This is a genomic window from Ruminococcus sp. XPD3002 (genome assembly GCA_900119535.1).
Taxonomy (GTDB): Bacteria; Bacillota; Clostridia; order Oscillospirales; family Ruminococcaceae; genus Ruminococcus; species Ruminococcus flavefaciens_H.
Genome location: FPJT01000003.1, coordinates 181,971 through 199,438, shown reverse-complemented (window position 1 = coordinate 199,438; position 17,468 = coordinate 181,971). Strand labels below are relative to the sequence as shown.

General features: G+C 45.2%; 17 protein-coding genes and 1 tRNA gene. 7 read left to right on the top strand and 11 right to left on the bottom strand.

Translation table 11 applies throughout. The features are described from left to right. Positions 1–50: 50 nt before the first annotated feature. The 3 genes from BT127_RS17130 to BT127_RS03835 all read left to right on the top strand — a co-directional run bounded on the left by BT127_RS17130 (position 51) and on the right by BT127_RS03835 (position 1,399). A complete protein-coding gene (locus tag BT127_RS17130; RefSeq protein ID WP_318257139.1) occupies positions 51–671 on the top strand; it encodes a hypothetical protein in 621 nt (206 codons plus the stop codon). A gap of 65 nt (positions 672–736) precedes the next feature. Further along, positions 737–821, top strand: a tRNA-Leu gene (locus BT127_RS03840). 65 nt (positions 822–886) lie between these two features. Beyond that, a complete protein-coding gene (locus tag BT127_RS03835) occupies positions 887–1,399 on the top strand; it encodes a PDDEXK-like family protein (protein ID WP_075423709.1) in 513 nt (170 codons plus the stop codon). 596 nt (positions 1,400–1,995) lie between these two features. Here the strand turns inward: BT127_RS03835 and BT127_RS03830 are convergent. The 8 genes from BT127_RS03830 to BT127_RS03795 form a co-directional block, all read right to left on the bottom strand. Beyond that, the gene (locus BT127_RS03830; protein WP_075423708.1) at positions 1,996–2,217 is read right to left on the bottom strand and encodes a DUF1858 domain-containing protein; all 222 of its coding nucleotides are present in this window, start codon (positions 2,215–2,217) and stop codon (positions 1,996–1,998) included. Positions 2,218–2,225: 8 nt separating this feature from the next. Next, the gene (gene nifH / locus BT127_RS03825) at positions 2,226–3,068 is read right to left on the bottom strand and encodes a nitrogenase iron protein (protein ID WP_502687139.1); all 843 of its coding nucleotides are present in this window, start codon (positions 3,066–3,068) and stop codon (positions 2,226–2,228) included. 222 nt (positions 3,069–3,290) lie between these two features. Next, positions 3,291–4,166, bottom strand: coding sequence for a radical SAM protein (locus BT127_RS03820; protein WP_075423706.1), 876 nt, complete (start codon positions 4,164–4,166; stop codon positions 3,291–3,293). After that, positions 4,142–4,507 (bottom strand): NifB/NifX family molybdenum-iron cluster-binding protein, encoded by a 366-nt coding sequence (locus BT127_RS03815; protein WP_075423705.1) that lies wholly within the window; start codon positions 4,505–4,507, stop codon positions 4,142–4,144. Before BT127_RS03815 ends, BT127_RS03820 begins: the two co-directional genes overlap by 25 nt. A gap of 12 nt (positions 4,508–4,519) precedes the next feature. After that, positions 4,520–5,863, bottom strand: coding sequence for a nitrogenase component 1 (locus BT127_RS03810; RefSeq protein WP_075423704.1), 1,344 nt, complete (start codon positions 5,861–5,863; stop codon positions 4,520–4,522). A 2-nt stretch (positions 5,864–5,865) separates the two neighbouring features. Continuing rightward, entirely contained in the window at positions 5,866–7,467 is a 1,602-nt protein-coding gene (locus tag BT127_RS03805; RefSeq protein ID WP_075423703.1) for a nitrogenase component 1, read from the bottom strand. 152 nt (positions 7,468–7,619) lie between these two features. After that, entirely contained in the window at positions 7,620–8,540 is a 921-nt protein-coding gene (locus BT127_RS03800; RefSeq protein WP_075423702.1) for a LysR family transcriptional regulator, read from the bottom strand. A gap of 365 nt (positions 8,541–8,905) precedes the next feature. Next, positions 8,906–9,208, bottom strand: coding sequence for a rhodanese-like domain-containing protein (locus BT127_RS03795; protein ID WP_075423701.1), 303 nt, complete (start codon positions 9,206–9,208; stop codon positions 8,906–8,908). Between the two features lie 25 nt (positions 9,209–9,233). On the opposite strand from BT127_RS03795, the gene BT127_RS03790 reads away from it, so the two are divergent. Continuing rightward, positions 9,234–10,046 carry a HesA/MoeB/ThiF family protein gene (locus tag BT127_RS03790; protein WP_075423700.1) on the top strand — a complete coding sequence of 271 codons (813 nt, stop codon included), beginning with the start codon at positions 9,234–9,236 and terminating at the stop codon, positions 10,044–10,046. Here BT127_RS03790 and BT127_RS03785 read toward each other — a convergent pair. Next, a complete protein-coding gene (locus BT127_RS03785; RefSeq protein WP_075423699.1) occupies positions 10,033–10,788 on the bottom strand; it encodes a tRNA threonylcarbamoyladenosine dehydratase in 756 nt (251 codons plus the stop codon). The genes BT127_RS03790 and BT127_RS03785 overlap by 14 nt on opposite strands. 249 nt (positions 10,789–11,037) lie before the next feature. Here BT127_RS03785 and BT127_RS03780 point away from each other — a divergent pair, with 249 nt between their 5' ends. The 3 genes from BT127_RS03780 to BT127_RS03770 all read left to right on the top strand — a co-directional run bounded on the left by BT127_RS03780 (position 11,038) and on the right by BT127_RS03770 (position 15,109). Beyond that, positions 11,038–12,081 (top strand): glutamylcysteine synthetase, encoded by a 1,044-nt coding sequence (locus BT127_RS03780; RefSeq protein ID WP_318257136.1) that lies wholly within the window; start codon positions 11,038–11,040, stop codon positions 12,079–12,081. Positions 12,082–12,383: 302 nt separating this feature from the next. Beyond that, positions 12,384–13,985, top strand: a complete 1,602-nt coding sequence (locus BT127_RS03775) for a CotH kinase family protein (RefSeq protein WP_075423698.1) — start codon at positions 12,384–12,386, stop codon at positions 13,983–13,985. A 56-nt stretch (positions 13,986–14,041) separates the two neighbouring features. Next, positions 14,042–15,109: an acyltransferase family protein gene (locus tag BT127_RS03770; protein WP_075423697.1), complete on the top strand. Its 1,068-nt coding sequence runs from the start codon at positions 14,042–14,044 to the stop codon at positions 15,107–15,109. 341 nt (positions 15,110–15,450) lie between these two features. On the opposite strand, the gene purF is transcribed toward BT127_RS03770, so the two are convergent. Both purF and BT127_RS03760 read right to left on the bottom strand, forming a co-directional pair. Continuing rightward, a complete protein-coding gene (gene purF, locus BT127_RS03765) occupies positions 15,451–16,872 on the bottom strand; it encodes an amidophosphoribosyltransferase (RefSeq protein ID WP_075423696.1) in 1,422 nt (473 codons plus the stop codon). A 13-nt stretch (positions 16,873–16,885) separates the two neighbouring features. Further along, positions 16,886–17,467: an ANTAR domain-containing response regulator gene (locus BT127_RS03760; protein WP_075423695.1), complete on the bottom strand. Its 582-nt coding sequence runs from the start codon at positions 17,465–17,467 to the stop codon at positions 16,886–16,888. Position 17,468: the final 1 nt, after the last annotated feature.

Genomic DNA, 17,468 nt, shown 5'->3' with positions numbered 1-17,468 from the left:
TTATTATTATGTGATATAATAGTAAGTAGAAATGGTTTCGAGGTGATCGCATGGATTTATTATCTTTCTTCCGGGGCGGAAAATATTTCGATAAGAACATCACACCTAAGTGTGATTACTGTCAGTTTGGTAAACGTGCAAAGGACGGCAATAAGGTTCTTTGTGAAAAGAAGGGCCTTGTTGACTGCAATTACTCATGTAATAAGTTTGCGTATTCTCCCCTTAAGAGAATACCTGTTAAACAGCTCAATTTCGTTGGAAGCCTTGCGGACGAGGATATCTACATAGAGTCAAAGGGCGACCGCGACGAGAAGGAAGCTGCCGAGAGGGCTGCTAAGGAAGCCGAGAATAAGGCTAAAGAAAAGGAAAAGAAGGCTGCTGAGGCTCAGGCAAAGGCTAAGGCTGATGAAGCTGCAAAGCTCGCTGCCGCTGAGGCTGAATTCGCTGCTAAAAAGGCCGCTGCTAAAGCTGCAAGCGCTGCAAATGCCGTGAATGTTACTAACGGCGTGAATGTGACCAATGCTCCTGCTGAGGCTATGGAGACCATTGGTGAAGCCGCTTCGCAGGCTGCCGAGGCTTCTGTTGACGAGCTTGCACAGGCTGCTGCTGCCGCTGAGGGCGCTTTCAGAAACATTACTCCTCCTTCACACGAGAATCAGCCTTTACAGTAATTTAAAAATGACCAATAGTATGCGGCTCATGTCATATGACCGAGCCGCTGCTTTGTTGTCCTTATGCGGGTGTGGTGAAACTGGCAGACACGCAAGATTTAGGTTCTTGTGCCGAGAGGCATGCAGGTTCAAGTCCTGTCACCCGCACCAATTAACTCCTCATAGTTCATGCTATGGGGAGTAATTTGTATTATCTTTTATTGTAGGTGATTAACTTGAATGAATTCACTTCATGGCATGTTGGTGTAGCGGCTGAAGCTTACACAGCTGCAATATTAGCTCGATACGGATACGATGTTTCTGTTCAATATGGTGCAAATCAACCAGAATACGATTTGATTGCCGTATCAGGGGATAAAATATTGAAAATTTCTGTTAAAGGAAGTAAGGATAAAAGTTGGGGACTTACCCAGGGATATAAGAAAGGGTGTACTTACCACGAAGCTGTTGACAGATGGCTGGACGCTCATCATGAAAAGACAATTTTTTCTTTGGTTCAATTTTATGGTATCGCACAAAATGAAATGCCAAGAATATACCTTGCTACACCAAAGGAAATAGCCGATAGACTCAAAAAATCTGCTGGTGGGCGTGGAGAAACCATTCTATATGAGAATCATACATGGGGTCCGCGTGCAGCTGGAAGAGGTACAACAGACAGTATACCTAAAGAGTGGCTAATTTCTGAAGAACGGCTCAATTTCTTGTTTAAAACTTATGGACAGTAAATATTGTTTTTACAGCCGCAGGTCTCCCTGCGGCTGTTTTCATGCCTATTCATTGATCTCAAAGCACACCGCACTCGAATCCTTGAAGTCACCGTTGAATTCAAGTGTCACATCAAGGCTGCCGTCTTCGTTTTCGTGGACGTTTATAAAAAACTCCGCCCGAACCAAATGGAAGTTCAGGCGGAGTTTATCATTCTTCGTTATCAGTTACGATATAATCTTTAGAAACTGTTTCGGGATGAAACACCACATTTCCTGTTTCTGTACGAATGAAATACATATCATTTTCAAACAGCTTTCTAATGAAGCTAATGGAACCTCTTAATATCATAACTATCACCTTTTTTATATTTCTTTTTCTATGGCACATATTATTACGGAAGGTAATTTTAGAACGTTCAGTTCAACATCGTCCGGCTTTCCACATCCGCTCTGTACAAATGAGCACTGAGCGGAAAATGTGCTGCATGGAATTCTTACTTGTTACCATTTGTACAGCTCCTTTCCTGTGTGGTATGTATATATTATAACCTGTATTTTACAGTTTGTCCAATCCCTATTATTTATGAAAATCTATAAAAACAGGCTATAAGCGGTCACTTTTTAATTATTGCATTCAGCCGTGAGACCAGTTCATCGGCATCCAGTCCGTGGACCTCTGCCGCTTCGCTGACAGTTTCAACTCCCGATGACGGGCAGCCGAGACAGTGCAGACCGATACTGAAAAGAAGTTCCGCTGTTTCGGGATGAAAGAGTACAAGGTCACCGATATTTGTATCGGGAGTTACTGTTTCAACTCTGTCGATATCTATTTTCATTGCTCACCTCATATATTGTAGTTATCTTCCAGCGCATCGAGAAGTCCGTATTCAAGCAATATTTCTTCAAGGCGATCCTGCGTAAGCGGTTTCGGGATAACAAACTGCGTATTTTCTTCGATTTTTCTTGCAAGCTCACGGTATTCGTCAGCCTGCTTTGCATCGGGCTTGTGGTCGATGACAGTTTTCTTGTGTATCTCTGCACGCTGAACTTCATTGTCACGGGGAACAAAGTGTATCAGCTGAGTACCAAGCTCCTTTGCAAATGCTGCTACAAGCTCACGCTCACGGTCAACATTTCGGCTGTTGCAGATGATACCGCCGAGACGCACACCGCCCTGTTTTGCGTAACGAGCGATACCCTTTGAGATGTTGTTTGCCGCATAGAGAGCCATCATCTCGCCGCTTGCAACGATGTATATTTCCTTAGCCTTGCCCTCACGTATCGGCATTGCGAAACCGCCGCAGACAACGTCACCGAGAACGTCATAGAACACATAATCAAGGTCTTCTGTGTATGCGCCGAGGCGTTCAAGAAGTCCGATAGAAGTGATGATTCCTCGGCCTGCACAGCCTACTCCCGGTTCGGGACCGCCTGATTCAACGCAGCGTGTGCCGCCGTATCCCTCCTTGAGTATGTCCTCAAGTTCAATGTCCTCACCGTTCTCACGGAGAGTATCGAGAACTGTTCTCTGTGCAAGTCCACCGAGAAGAAGTCTTGTAGAGTCGGCCTTAGGATCGCAGCCAACTACCATGACTTTATTGCCTCTTTCAACAAGTCCTGCTGTGAGATTCTGGGTGGTAGTTGATTTACCGATTCCGCCTTTTCCGTATATTGCGATCTGTCTTATTTCCTTAGCCATTTTTATTTACACCTTTCATTTTTGATATAAGCCGTTAGCTGTCAGCCTTTAGCCATTAGCTAACATTATATTATGCATATTTTTTCAATAGCCGCTATCATAAGCTAAAAGCTAAGAATATTGGCTATGAATTGAGGGTAACTGTACCGCTGCGAGCAGAGAAATTGCAGCGGCACAGTACAGGATAAAGTTCCTGCGGACATGAAACTGTCAGCCATGTGAGAATGTATCCTTATGTGCGATACGCTTCAGATAGATCTGATCGCCGTAGTCCTTTTCGCCTGGAACGCCGATAGCATCCGCACGGCATCTCTGACAATGCCTGAATACATCTATGTATTTTGAAGCCTTTGCCCTTACTGCCTCAATCTGAGCGCAGGTGGGTTCGGGATAGTCTTTCAGTTCATTCTGAGGGATAAGCGGGATAATGTTGTAAATGGAAGCGCCTGCTGCTTTTACAGTTTTCGCTATCTCCTCGATATGCTCATCATTAATGCCGATAACAAGCACTGTATTCACCTTTATAGTAATGCCTGCCGCACTGACTTTCCTTATGCCTTCAAGCTGATTCTTTATGAGTATCTCAGCCGCTTCGACTCCTGTATAGTGCTTGCCGTGATATAGGATACCACGATTGAGTTTAGCCTCTATTTCGGGATCAACGGCATTTACTGTGACCGTCAGCGAGTCGATATCAGTCGCTATTATCTCGTCCGCTGTTTCTGCAAGGAGAAGTCCGTTGGTACTCATACACTTGACCAAGTCGGGAAAGTTTTTCTTTATCAGTCGGAATGTTTCGAGTGCATAGTCTGATGCAAGAGTATCTCCCGGACCTGCAATTCCTGCGACTTTTATTGCAGGGCAGAGTTCAAGCGATCGCCTTATAACATCTATCGCTTCCTCGGGTTTTATGACCGTTGAAGCCACACCGGGACGCTTCTCGTAGTCGTTGATGCGCCTGTCACAGAATCGGCACTCAATATTGCAGGTTGGACTTATAGGCAGGTGTATTCTTCCTGTTGTACCCTTCTTGCCCCTTGCATAACATGGGTGCTTGTCAGTCAGTTCTTCGTAGGATATCGCCATTCGTCCACCTCCCACAGCCTGTCGGCAATTATTTTTTCCACAAGCGGCTCAATGGGAAACGGTGCTTCGTAGACCGTAAGTCCACGGCTTTCAAGCTGCTGTGATGCGCCTGAACCTATCTTTGCTACAACTACCGCATGAACATCGCTGAGTACATCTATCACCTTGTCAAATGATGAGTCATTGTGATAATGTCCCTGACAGACACGCTCAACTTCCCTTGTACCGCTGTATTTGTACGTATTTACGTCTATTTCGATTATATGGAACCTCTCTGCATGACCGAAATGCTGATTTACAACTATTCCGTCAGTTGAAGCTACAGCTATTCTGTATGCCATAATATCACCTCGTTATTTACCGCCGACTGCGGCTGAATAAATCCTTTCAAGGAGCGTGAACGCTCCGCGATAGCCTATGTATGTCTTGTTTATGGTAACTTCCTCCGTTGTGGGAGGTCCAACCTCGATGAGCAGTCCGCCCTTTTCAGCGGCAACATCGCTTTCCCATGTAGTGCCGAGGATAAGCGGTACTCCCGAACCGAAATCCACTGTTCTCAGCGATTCTTCCACAAGATAACCGTCTTCTAAGAATTCAGGTTCAACTGAAACATCCTCTGCGATATTGTGGAAGTATTCAGCTATTTTCTCTCTGTATCTGGGCGGAGGATTGTCCGTGATTATCTGCTTTACAGGTATCATTCCTATCTGAGATGCAAGGAATTTCGTGTATGCGAGAGTGTATGCACTGTCGCCTATGACTGCAAACTGTGAGGGCAGTCCGAACCAGTACTCCGAGAAGAATTCTGCAAAGTGTTCAAGGAAGTAGTAATAAAGCTGTGATTCTTCTTTGATGAATGCCTCGGACTTGCGCTTGTTGATACCTGCAAATTCAACAACCTTGCGGATAAATGCTGTTGTAGCTTCCTCGCCTATGGGTATTTCGGGTATGTGCAGGTAGGGCTGACCGTACTTCCTTTCAAGAAGCTTTGCAGTCTTTAAGCCTACCCACGGGGATATCACCAGATTGAACTGCGCCTTCGGTATGTTTTTCCATTCCTTTGCGCCGCCGCTCTGAGGTCCGAAAAGTACATTGACTTTAAGTCCCGAAGCTCTGAGAATACGGACAATTTCGAGGTAATCACCTCGCCAGTTCTGATGAAAATAGGGGACATCGAACCATAGATTTACAAGTCCCTGTTCTTTTTCGCCGTCGTAGTCGCCCACGTACTGGTTTATTATGGACTCGATAACTATTTCGTGACCTGTAAGATTTGTTCCCTTGAATCCGCCTGTTTCAGCACAGACTATCGGAAATCCCTTTTCCTGATACTTACGGACTACGCTTTCAACATCATCACCAATAAGCTCTCCCGAACAGCCTGTGAGGACTACATAAAGGTCCCCTTTGAGTACAGCAAGCGATGACTTTATAAGGTCGTCAAGCTTCTGAGTACCGCCGAATACTATGTCATTTTCGCCAACATTTGCACTGGGGACGTTTCCGCCGCCTGCACCTGCCGAGCCCTGAAATCCGTTATCAAAGCTGATAAGAAAGAACTGCTTGTACATACATCCCGGACCGCAGTTTGCTATGGGAACTCCGCCCTTTATTGCCGCTACTGTATATGCCGCACCTACTGTACAACCGTAATGGGGATGAACTATCGTGCCGCTTTTTGTCTTTGTCTCTGCCATTTTTATGCACCTTTCTTCTTTAACTTTTCACTGAGAGCCTTGTCTATCACTTCGGGCTCTTTTGAGAGGATGAACGGATCATCCTGCGACTGCCACCACTTTGTATAGGGCAGTTCAACGTGACGCTGAAGCACCTGATTGAAGCGCTTTCTCGCCAGTATATCAAGGAGTATCTCTCCTGTTCTTATCATGCCGTCATAGCCGACGGGAATATGCTCGTCGCCCATTGCAAGTGCAGGGATGCCGAGCTTTGCGGCTTCGGGAGCAAGTCCCTGATGACGGATGATAACGAAATCTGTCCTGACTCTGCGGAATACCTGCGGAAGCTGATATGCCTGTGTCTTGCTGACGGTATAATGTGGGATATCGCCATATTTCTCCACAAGATTTTTGAGGGAGTTCTGATTCTCACCGCCGCCGTCATAAACAGGATCGTGGTGGAACACTACCGAGCCGTCAACTTCGATGCCAAGCTCACGGAGTACGGAGATAAGTCCGTGTGCATAGGCTGAACCTGTCATAATGAAGCCTTTAACGCCCTTGAATTTCTCACGGAGTTCAAGTATCCTCGGCATTACTCTTTCATGCTCCGACTTTATGTATTCCTCAGTCTCATTTTCCTTGCCAACTATTTTTGCAATTGCTCTCAGCCACGCATCGGTTCCTGCAAAGCCGTAGGGCTGTGGAGCGTCTATCTGCGGAACACCGAAATGCTGTTCAAGCACCGTCGCCATATATGAGCCGAGAGTGTGGCAGAATGTGGAAGTTGCCACTGCTTCCGATGCCTGTTCAAGTTCAGCATAGTTGGCGCAGTCTATCATATAATTCACGCGAAGTCCCAGCGGTTTGAGGATATCCGTGAAGTAGTCCGTACCCCACAGTGCAACAATGTTGATGAGGTCTTTCTGCTTCTTCGGGTTCCTGTTAACTATCTTCTGAGCCACACCATGCTGTGAGATATCGAATCCCGTACTCCAGTGCTTGGAGCGGAATCCCTCGCAGTGAAGCGGTATTATGGGAACGCCTACCTCCGGCTCCATTTCATCGGCGATACTGTCGATATCCTCACCGATTATCGCAGTTGCACACGCCATTGAGATGAATATCGCCTTGGGGTTGAAACGCTCCTTAGCGTCTCTTATAGCCTGTCTTAGTTTGTCGCTTGCACCGAATACCATGTCCTTTTCAAGCAGGTTGGTGCAGAATATCCTGAGATTCTGTACAGGCTTGTGTCTTCTTGTAAGTCCCATTTTGAACGCAAGATTGAACCATGCATTATCTGCCGCACAGCCTATCGGTGAATGCTGTATAAGTATACAGTCCGTAAGGTTTCCTATCTGACATTCCACGATTGCATTTGCACACATGGTCTGCTGATTGAGCGGAGTTTTCAGTTCGCACAAACGACAGGCTTTACTGCCGTTTCCGGGACAGCCTCCATGCTTCTGAGCGTGAATATCATTGCCTTTCTTTTTTTCTTTTCTGCCTTCATAGTCCGATTCTTCAACAAGTTCGGAAGCGGCACCGTCCCATGCGATGATAGTACCGAGACGCATTTCACGGTTTTCAACGCTGGTCATTTCAAGATTTATTTTCTTAGCCATTATCAGTTCTCCTTTGTTTTGGGGTATGCATATATTATACATAGGCAAAGTGTGATTTGTCCAATACTTGTTTCCGAGATTCTATTCTCAGAAATCCCGATAACCACGGTCAACAAAAAAAGCCGCCTGATATTTCTATCAAGCGGCACTGCTCATTTTCTCAATTCAAGTTCACGTTTCACTTCGTCAATAAACTGCTTTCCCATACTGCTGAGTTCATTGTTTTTCTTCGTGATGTAACCGATATTCATTGTACTCTGGTCACTGTCTGCATTTTTGAACGGTATCACAAGGAACTGGTCTCCGCTGAGCTTTTCGGAATAGATACTGGAACACAGCGTGTAGCCGTTAAGTCCAGCCATGAGATTCATCATCGTTGCACGATCGGTAGCCTTGACGGTTTTCTGATATGCGTGTTCAATGAGTATCTCCTCGGCGAAATATATCTCCGTATCATTTTCCTGTTCAAAGGAAAGACAGGGGTAAAGATCAAGCTGCTCAAATGTCAGTTCTTTTTCTTTGGCGAGAGGGTGTGAACGGGCAAGATAGACACTGGCGGGACATTCTATCAGCGATGTAAAATTCAGTTCATTCTCACGGAGAAGCCTGTTTATCACACGCTGATTCGCCTCGCATGTGTAGATTATGCCTATCTCACTTTTCAGCGAGCTTACGTCCTTTATCACGTTTGCAGTCGCAGTTTCTCTCAGTGCAAGGTCAAACCGGTTGGAGTCGTAGTGCTTAGCCATTTCAATAAATGCCTTGACCGCAAAGGAGTAGTGCTGCATTGACACCGCAAAACGTCTGCGGAAGTTCATTTCCTCGCCGTATTCCTCCATTACTTCCTCATACTGCTGATAGACTCGTTTTATTTTAGCAAGAAATGTCTCCCCCTCAACAGTAGTGGTAACACCTTTGTGAGTACGGTGAAATATCTGTATGCCCAGTTCATTTTCAACGTCCCTGACAGCGCCTGTCAGTGTAGGCTGAGCGATGAACAGCTTTTCAGCTGCCTTGTTCATCGAACGTGATTCTGCTATTGTAATTAGATAGTTTATCTGTTGTAAAGTCATAAAACACCTCGTAAAAAAACAGCCTCTTCATTGAAGAAGAAGCTGTTTTGTCATTCATTAATGTATTTTTAGGAGGTCATACACTTAATGTTTCAGCTAAATATTGCTTTCTTATGTAACATCGGCTTTTGCTGCACATTCGGTCTGTTCCTCTCACGATGGAGCGGAGCATATCAAGCATATAGGAAATAGTTTTTTTCATTTTTTAACCGCTCCTTTCGTTTGGTATGGTTTAATTATATCACCGTAAAATGAACTTGTCCAATGCAAAAAATCCATTGCCGACTCTAGAAAAATGCTATATCCGTTACCCTTGAAAAACTGATGTGTATGCGCTATACTTATTAAATAAACAGGAATTGTTTTTACAGTTTTGAACTCACAAGACTTACGATATAAGCAGCATGACCGCCCTCAATATTGTAAACGTCATATCCACGGTCTTCAAGTATCTCGGCAACTTCTTCGCTGAGATCACCTGTTCTGCACAGGACATAGACCGGCTTGTCTTTCGGCAGCTTTGAGAGTCCGGATGAGATCTCGTCAAATGGCACATTTACCGAACCCTTGATACTATTGCTTTCAAATTCTTTTCTGCTTCGTATATCAAGAAGAAGCACTTTTCCTGTATCAAGAGCGGATATTTCCGATGCATTTATTCTTTTCATATAAAATTCCTTTCAGGAGGTAAAAATGGCTTTAACAGATAAGCAGCTCGAACGTTATTCGAGGCATATTACTTTAAAAGAAATTGGGGTAAGAGGGCAGAAAAAACTCCTTGCCGCAAAAGTACTCATCATAGGTGCAGGAGGTCTCGGCGCACCTGCCGCAATGTACCTTGCTGCCGCAGGTGTGGGAACCATAGGCATAGCCGACTGCGACAGCGTGGAACTCTCAAATCTGCAAAGGCAGATAATCCACACTACCGATGATATAGACAAGCCTAAAGTTCAGTCCGCCGCCGAAACTATAAAGTCTCTCAATCCCGATGTTGAAGTTATCACATATCACGAATACGTAAACAGTAAGAACATCGCATCCATGATAGCGGATTACGACTTCATCATCGACGGTGCGGACAACTTCCCTACCAAATTTCTCATAAACGATGCCTGCGTACTTGGTCACAAGTCCTTCTGTCATGCAGGTATACTGCGCTTTGAGGGACAGCTTATGACTTATGTTCCCGATGTTTCCCCATGCTATCGCTGTGTATTTGAAGCTCCGCCTCCGAAAGACGCTGTACCAAGCTGCCGTGAAGCAGGTGTAATAGGTGCAATGGCAGGGATAATCGGGGCGATGCAGGCTCTTGAAGCCGTAAAGTACATCACAGGTCAGGGCGAACTGCTTACAGGCAGTATGCTCGTATTCGACGGGCTGAAAATGGATTGGCGAAAAGTAAAACTCCCGAAAAGAAACCACCACTGTCCCGTATGCGGTGATACTCCGACTATAACAGAACTTGCAGATGAGGAACAGGTATCCTGTTCTCTCAGACCGCAGTAAGGTCCTTTACTACCTCTCCTGCAATTATAAGTCCGACAACAGAAGGGACAAATGCTGTACTGCCGGGGATATCACGGCGCTCTGTACACTTATGCTTTGCTCCGGGAGGACAGATGCAATGTGTACGGCAGGATATGGACATATCCTCGATAGGACGTGTCGGCTGTTCCTCGGAATATACTACTTTGAGTTTTTTTACCCTGCGCTTACGGCACTCTATGCGCATCACTTTTGCAAGGGGACACACCTTAGTCTTATAAATATCAGCAACACGAAACGCTGTGGGATCAAGCTTGTTGCCTGCGCCCATACTGCTGATAATAGGGATATGAAGCTCTTGTGCCTTCATAACAAGAGCAAGTTTTGCCGTAACGGTATCGACTGCATCAATAATATAATCATACTCTCCGAATGGGAACTCATCTTCGTTTTCCGGCAGAAAAAAGCACTTATGTATACGGATATCAACATCTGGATTTATCTCCCTCATTCGTTCAGCCATGACATCTGCCTTGTACTTTCCCACTGTTTTTCTTGTGGCGATTATCTGGCGGTTAAGATTTGTAAGACAGACCTTATCATCGTCAATAAGGTCGAATTTATATACACCGCTTCTCACAAGAGCCTCGCAGACGTATCCGCCTACACCGCCGATACCGAATATCGCCACTCTTGCGTTTGCAAGCCTGTTCATTCCTTCGCTGCCTATCAGAAGCTGTGTTCTTGAAAACTGATTCAACATATCGCTCACCTTGTTATCATAGTATTTTTATAGTTATACTAAGATTATATAACAAGCTAAAGAATATGTCAATATCTTATTCCTACAAAACTTATTGACAAAGTAGTTTTGCGTAGCTATAATATTCTCATACCACACAAATTTATCCGAGGTGAGATATATGAATTATGATATCAGACAAGCTATCTATGACAAATACATTGCACCGACAAAAAAGAACGTCCCGACTATATCGGAGTCGAGATCGAAATGCCTGTTGTAAATCTCAGCGAACAGCCGGTTGACGAGGCTGTTTCAATTGAAGCCGCTGAAAGATTTATCAAACACTTTAACTTCATAGGATCAGGCAGGGACACTGACGGTAATATAATATCTGCAAAGGATACTCAGACGGGAGATATTCTCTCCTTTGACTGCTGCTATTCCAACCTTGAGCTTTCATTCGGCAAAGCTGTGGGACTGTTTGAGATAAAGGAAAGATTTGAAAAATATGTCCGTTTCCTCAATTCCGAATTTGCAAAACACGGCTACACTCTGACCGGTATGGGTATCAATCCCAACGCTGGTATAAACCATAATCTGCCTATCCAGAATGAGCGCTACCGTATGCTATACCATTATCTTCACTCGTATCCCGAGCATACCGATGAGGTGGATATACGCTTTCATAAACGTCCCGATTTTGGTACATTCACCAGTGCTTCACAGGTCCAGCTTGATGTGGATTATGACCAGCTTACCGATGTTATCAACGTTTTCGGACTTCTTGAGCCCTACAAGTCGATACTTTTCGCCAACTCCTACCTGCCTGATTATCCCGACTTTCTCTGCGTGAGAAATATGCTTTGGGAACACAGTATGCAGGGCTATAATCCGCACAATGTGGGGATGTTCGGAAAGTTACTGACGAATACTGATGAGCTTATCGACTACATAGGCACCCAGTCTATCTACTGCACTATGCGTGACGGAAAGTATGTGAACTTCACGCCGCTGACGCTTGATGAATACTTTTCACGTGATCTCGTTGAGGGAGAATTCTTCGACGGAAAGGACTATCGGAAGATAAAATTCACTCCCGAAGCAGGGGACCTTGAATATCTCCGTACCTTCAAGTTCGAAGATCTTACATTCAGAGGAACTATTGAATACAGAAGCTCCTGCTGTCAGCCGCTTTCGGAAGCTATGACTGTTGCGGCGTTCCACACAGGGCTGAAAGAGAAACTGTACGAGCTTATAAAAAGCAAGCCGCAGGTCTCCCTGCGGCTGTTTTCATGCCTGTTCATTTTATGATAATGCAATACAGAAAACAACATATGCTTCTGTATGACTGCGGCGCTTCTTGCAAATTTTATGTGTGTTATAAACAATTATCGTTTCTGTTTATTGTTTATTATTACAAAGATAATTTATTTCTCGTCTTTTTTCACAACGGAAATCACTTATATACAAAAGGATGTATTGTACCGTATTTATCTGAGGAGTCTGTAAAATCAAAAAGGTCAGTTGCAGATCATTTCAAATAATATTTATGGATAATACATTATAGTCAATTTACCATCTGATTCTGAAATCTATTAAAAAGAGGTGCAAAAATGAAAATAATACCTATAATATCTGTGTTATCAGCTGTGTCAGTAATTCTTTGCGGATGTTCTGCAAGCAGAAAAGCAGAAACGCCATCACAGATACAGCAAGCAGCCGAATTTACAAGTGAACAGCAAAGCATGCCGGTTCTTTCCATTGAAACGAAAAACAAATCGGACAACGTACTTGACTTCGTTACAGAACCTTTCGCCCTTCACGTTTCTGAAGCCATAGCATCATGGACTCCGGGATTTGAGATCCCTCCCGCACCATATTACGAGGACTGTTCGGTAACACTCAGGGACAAAGACGGAAATACCATACTCGAACCTGCTGACGCTCAGGTCAAGGTACGCGGAAACTGGACTACAGTTTATCAGAAAAAGCCGCTGAAGATAAAATTTGCTGAAAAGCAGGGGATGCTCTCGCTCAATGACGGAGCTGAACAGAAAAACTGGCTTCTCCTTGCTGAATATAAAGACGCATCGATGCTCAGGAACAAGGCAGCGCTCTATGCTTCACGCAGTCTGCTTGGTCAGCATGATCTTTTCGCAGCTGACGGCGACTTCGTTCAGGTAGAGATAAACGGAGAATATTTCGGCGTTTATCTCCTGACAGATATGCAGCAGGTAAGCTCCAGCAGAGTAGATATCACCGAGCCCGAACCTGATTATAAAGGTACGGATATCGGATATTTCCTTGAGTTTGACGGTTACTTCTATCAGGAAGACGAACTCAATAGTTTTCCCCTCGACCTTGCAGACAATGCTCCGCTTACACCCTATGACGGCAAGGGCGGCAGCGGTCAGACTGTACAGTGTCTCTCCTCGTCGCCGGCTGACTGCATAGAGGATGTCGGCATAACTATAAAAAGCGATATCAACTCAAAGGAACAGCACGACTTCATCGAAAACTATGTGAACAGCGTTTACAGGATAATGTACGAAGCAGCCTATAATGACAAGGCTTACGTCTTTGATGCGAACTACAGCAAAATATCGGAAAGCAAGGATATCACTCCCCGGCAGGCAGTTGAAAATGTTGTGGACGTACAGTCGCTTGTGGATATGTACATAATAAGCGAACTGACCTGTGATGCAGATATTTACTGGTCAAGCTTCTATATGGACGCTGATTTCGGTGCGGATGGCAATAAGAAGCTCACATTTGAAGCGCCCTGGGATTTTGATTCAGCAATGGGCAACAAAGACCGCTGTATCGACGGAACAGGATTCTACGCCTCAAATAAGGTGCCTGACGTAAACGGCGGTACAGAGGGCGGCGGAATGTATGACACTGCTAATCCGTGGCTTGTGGTACTTGCCTATGAGGACTGGTATCAGGATATGATAAAGGATACATGGACCAAAGCCTACGACGATGGTATTTTCAGCAATACTATCAGGCTCGTTCAAACCGACAGTCAGAAGTATAAGGATGATTTCACAAAGAATTATGATAAATGGAACAATATAATTGATAATGAGGAATTCGGACATGAGCTTTCTGCTCCTGCCGCTAAATGCCGTACTGAAGAAGAAGCTGCTCAGTTCCTCGCTGACTGGCTCACAAAACGTGTTGATTTCCTTAATAGTCAGTGGCACAAATAAACGGATATTGGCAAAAGAGTCACTGTGCTCCACGATAGGAGCTGAAAGGAGTGGATATGAACTCGAAAGAATGTACAAAGCCGGATATTATAACAGCGGATACCACTAAAGAACGTAATCGCTGCCTTGATTTTTTCAAAGGTATCGCAGCGATTTGTGTAGTATTTGTACACGTATCATTTCCGGGAAAGTTCGGAAGTTGTGTTACCGCAGTGGGTTCATGCGGAGTAATGCTGTTTTTTCTGATCAGCGGATATTACGCATATGGTGAACGGGATCAGATGAGTTCCAGGCTTATGAAGCGCTTCCGCCGCAATCTGCTGATAACGCTTATTGCAGTGCTTGTTTATTTTGCAGTATCATATTATCAGCACATGCATGTCGATCACGATCTGAAATTCTGGCTCAGAACCTTTAACAGTCCCCGTTTTTATCTGAGGATGATCTATTGCAGCGATCTGGAAGCAATAACCGGCGATCCGCTGTGGTTCATGTTTGCGTTGCTTCATGCATACGTTATCTTCTGGGTAATGTATAAGCTGCGTCTGAATAAATATGCAAAATTCGTGATGCCGCTGTTCATTTTACTGCGTATAATATTGGAAACATATAAATACAAAGTGAATGGTGACTGGCGTATCTGCAGCAACGTCCTTGTCGCAGCAATGCCATTGATGCTGCTTGGCTTCTGTATTGCGGAATGGAAAGATAAACTTATGAAGGTTCCTGCATTGATATACGCAGTATGCGGTATTTTGGCCCTTATAATATTATTTCTGCTGATAAGGAACGATCCTTTCAGATATAATATCACACAGATATTCAAACTGCTTGTGGTCGTATCTGCTTTTCTGTTTGCACAGAAAAAACCGTCATTAAGGCTGTTTCCGCCACTTGATCTGCTTGGAAGTGCCTGTTCGCTTCATGTGTATCTCTGGCATATGCCGGTCATTGTCATGCTTTACCCTGTCTGTTGGTCGCATTCATTGACGACGAAGTTTTATGACTGGTATTTTCCGCTTATAGTTGCTGCTATTGCGATCATGATCTCAATACTTATCGCCGCAGTAAAGTACATAGCGAAAAAGCTTCTGACAGTCAGAAAAAAACAGCGGCAGGGGTAAGGACGGTACTCTTATAGTAGTTTTTACACGTGATATTGAGGGAAACCCTTTTGAAAAAGGGTTATCCCTCAAACTCCCTTCCTAAAACTTTTGCCTTAAATTTTCAGCCTGATATATCCCTTTGCTGCTATGTATGATAAGCAGCAATTTTTTTTTAAGGGATATATCAGGCTGAAAATTTGGAGCAAAAAGTCTTTGGAAAAGGGGTACGGGGGAAGAACCTTTCCTCAGAAAGGTTTGCCCCCGATAATTACATATAAAGCTGCTATATGAGTACACACCTTACCCCTGCTGCTGTTTTTTTACCGTACCGTAATTTGCTGAACTGTATGAAAACACGATCACTTATGTATCTTCTCGTCGAACTTGTTCTTGCTTCCTGCGCCCGAGACGTCCACGGGGTATGAACCGGTAAAGCATCCACGGCAATAACCGCATTTACCGTCGATGAGTTCGCTGAGGGACTCTACAGGCAGATAGGCGAGCGAGTCCGCACCGATGACCTTGGCTATCTCGTCGGCAGAGCTGTATTTACCTGCGATGAGATTCTCTTCCGAGTCGATATCCGTACCGAAATAGCAGGAGTGCAGGAATGGGGGAGATGATATGCGGACATGGACTTCCTTTGCGCCTGCGTCACGGAGAAGTCTGACTATCCTTGCGCTTGTGGTTCCGCGCACTATGGAATCATCTATCATTATAACACGCTTGCCCGCAACGCTCTCACGTACTGCATTGAGCTTTATCTTTACGGCGTTCTCACGCTGATCCTGACTTGGCTGGATGAAGCTTCTGCCGATGTATTTGTTCTTGATGAAGCCGATTCCGTAGGGGATACCGCTTTCATTTGCGTAACCGAGAGCGGCGTCCAGTCCCGAATCGGGAACGCCGATAACGATGTCCGCAGGTACGGGGCTGTGCTTTGCCAGAAGCTGACCTGCCTTAAGTCTTGCGTGGTGGACTGAAACACCCTCGATGACGGAATCGGGACGAGCAAAGTAGATATACTCGAAAATGCAGATATTCTTGCCTTTGCCGCAGTGAGTCCTTATGGGACGGAGACCTTCATTGTTTATGACGACTATCTCGCCTGCATCCATATCACGGATGAACTCGGCACCGACGGTCTCGAGAGCACAGGACTCGGAAGCCACAACGTAAGCGCCGTCATGAGTGCGGCCTATGCACAGGGGACGGAAGCCGTCGGGATCACGGAAAGCTATGAGTTTCGTGGCGGTCATGAGTATACAGGAGTAAGCTCCCCTGAGTCTCGGCATGGCACGTTCAACAGCTTCTTCCGTGGAGTGGCAGTTAAGGCGTTCACGTACTATCTCATATGCGATAGCTTCAGTATCGGAAGTACCGTGGAAGATAGCGCCCGAAAGCTCAAATGAACGTCTCAGCTCCGCCGCATTAACGAGATTGCCGTTGTGGACGAGTGCCATATTTCCCTTGATATGGCGGATAACAAGGGGCTGGATATTATTGGGGTTGTGTCCGCCCGTAGTGGAATAGCGGACGTGTCCCACAGCCATATTGCCTTTGCCGAGTCTGTCAAGCTCCTCACGGGTGAAGACCTCGGAAACCAGTCCGTCCGCACGTTTATGTCTGAAAACGCCGTCATCGCACACAGCTATACCGCAGCTTTCCTGACCGCGGTGCTGAAGTGCGTAAAGTCCGAAATAAGCCGAGGAAGCGGGATCGGCGCATTCCTTCTCGAAAATGCCGAAAACGCCGCATTCCTCGTGAATTGAATCAAACATTTATTTACACCTCTTACAGATACTGCTCGTTTATCCTGTCTATCAGTTCAAGAGCCGCAATGCTTTTCTTCTTGCGCTTGTTCATGGCGTACTGTTCAAGGTAGGCATGAGCTTCCGCCTCGGTCATTCCCTTGAACTCCATGAGCATGAATTTAGCCTTATCCACTGTCTGTATCTCCCTTATCTTCTCCTCAAGGCGGAGGTTCTCGCTGTAGAGCTTAAGGGACCGTGTAACGGCTATATCAAGCGTCTTTACCAGCTGATAGAGGATGTTCCTGCTGAATGGCTTTGCAACGATGATGATACCGCATTTCTCCGCACGTTCGCTTACCTTTTCAACGTGCTCCTCCTTTATCATGAAGATGCAGTTTGCGGCAGTTTTTTCGATGATATACTCCGCAAGCTCGAAACCCGATTCGTCCAGAAGGGGCGAGTTTATGACTGCAAGCTCCACAGAAGGTTCGGCATCGAGATAGACCTTAGCCTGATAAGCCGATTCAACCAGCTTCGGGGTACATCGAAAGGAGTCGCGGAGGAAGTTAACGAGAGCTTCAGAGGCGCTTTTGCTGCTTGATATTACAAGTACCTTTTCCAAA

Excerpts from the sequence above, each read along its gene's own strand:
- BT127_RS17130 (WP_318257139.1), top strand. The coding sequence starts at position 51 with ATGGATTTATTATCTTTCTTCCGGGGCGGAAAATATTTCGATAAGAAC.
- BT127_RS03815 (WP_075423705.1), bottom strand. The coding sequence starts at position 4,507 with ATGGCATACAGAATAGCTGTAGCTTCAACTGACGGAATAGTTGTAAAT.
- BT127_RS03790 (WP_075423700.1), top strand. The coding sequence starts at position 9,234 with ATGGCTTTAACAGATAAGCAGCTCGAACGTTATTCGAGGCATATTACT.
- BT127_RS03800 (WP_075423702.1), bottom strand. The coding sequence starts at position 8,540 with ATGACTTTACAACAGATAAACTATCTAATTACAATAGCAGAATCACGT.
- BT127_RS03775 (WP_075423698.1), top strand. The coding sequence starts at position 12,384 with ATGAAAATAATACCTATAATATCTGTGTTATCAGCTGTGTCAGTAATT.
- BT127_RS03795 (WP_075423701.1), bottom strand. The coding sequence starts at position 9,208 with ATGAAAAGAATAAATGCATCGGAAATATCCGCTCTTGATACAGGAAAA.
- BT127_RS03810 (WP_075423704.1), bottom strand. The coding sequence starts at position 5,863 with ATGGCAGAGACAAAGACAAAAAGCGGCACGATAGTTCATCCCCATTAC.
- BT127_RS03805 (WP_075423703.1), bottom strand. The coding sequence starts at position 7,467 with ATGGCTAAGAAAATAAATCTTGAAATGACCAGCGTTGAAAACCGTGAA.
- BT127_RS03770 (WP_075423697.1), top strand. The coding sequence starts at position 14,042 with ATGAACTCGAAAGAATGTACAAAGCCGGATATTATAACAGCGGATACC.
- purF (WP_075423696.1), bottom strand. The coding sequence starts at position 16,872 with ATGTTTGATTCAATTCACGAGGAATGCGGCGTTTTCGGCATTTTCGAG.
- BT127_RS03785 (WP_075423699.1), bottom strand. The coding sequence starts at position 10,788 with ATGTTGAATCAGTTTTCAAGAACACAGCTTCTGATAGGCAGCGAAGGA.
- BT127_RS03780 (WP_318257136.1), top strand. The coding sequence starts at position 11,038 with ATGCCTGTTGTAAATCTCAGCGAACAGCCGGTTGACGAGGCTGTTTCA.
- BT127_RS03820 (WP_075423706.1), bottom strand. The coding sequence starts at position 4,166 with ATGGCGATATCCTACGAAGAACTGACTGACAAGCACCCATGTTATGCA.
- BT127_RS03830 (WP_075423708.1), bottom strand. The coding sequence starts at position 2,217 with ATGAAAATAGATATCGACAGAGTTGAAACAGTAACTCCCGATACAAAT.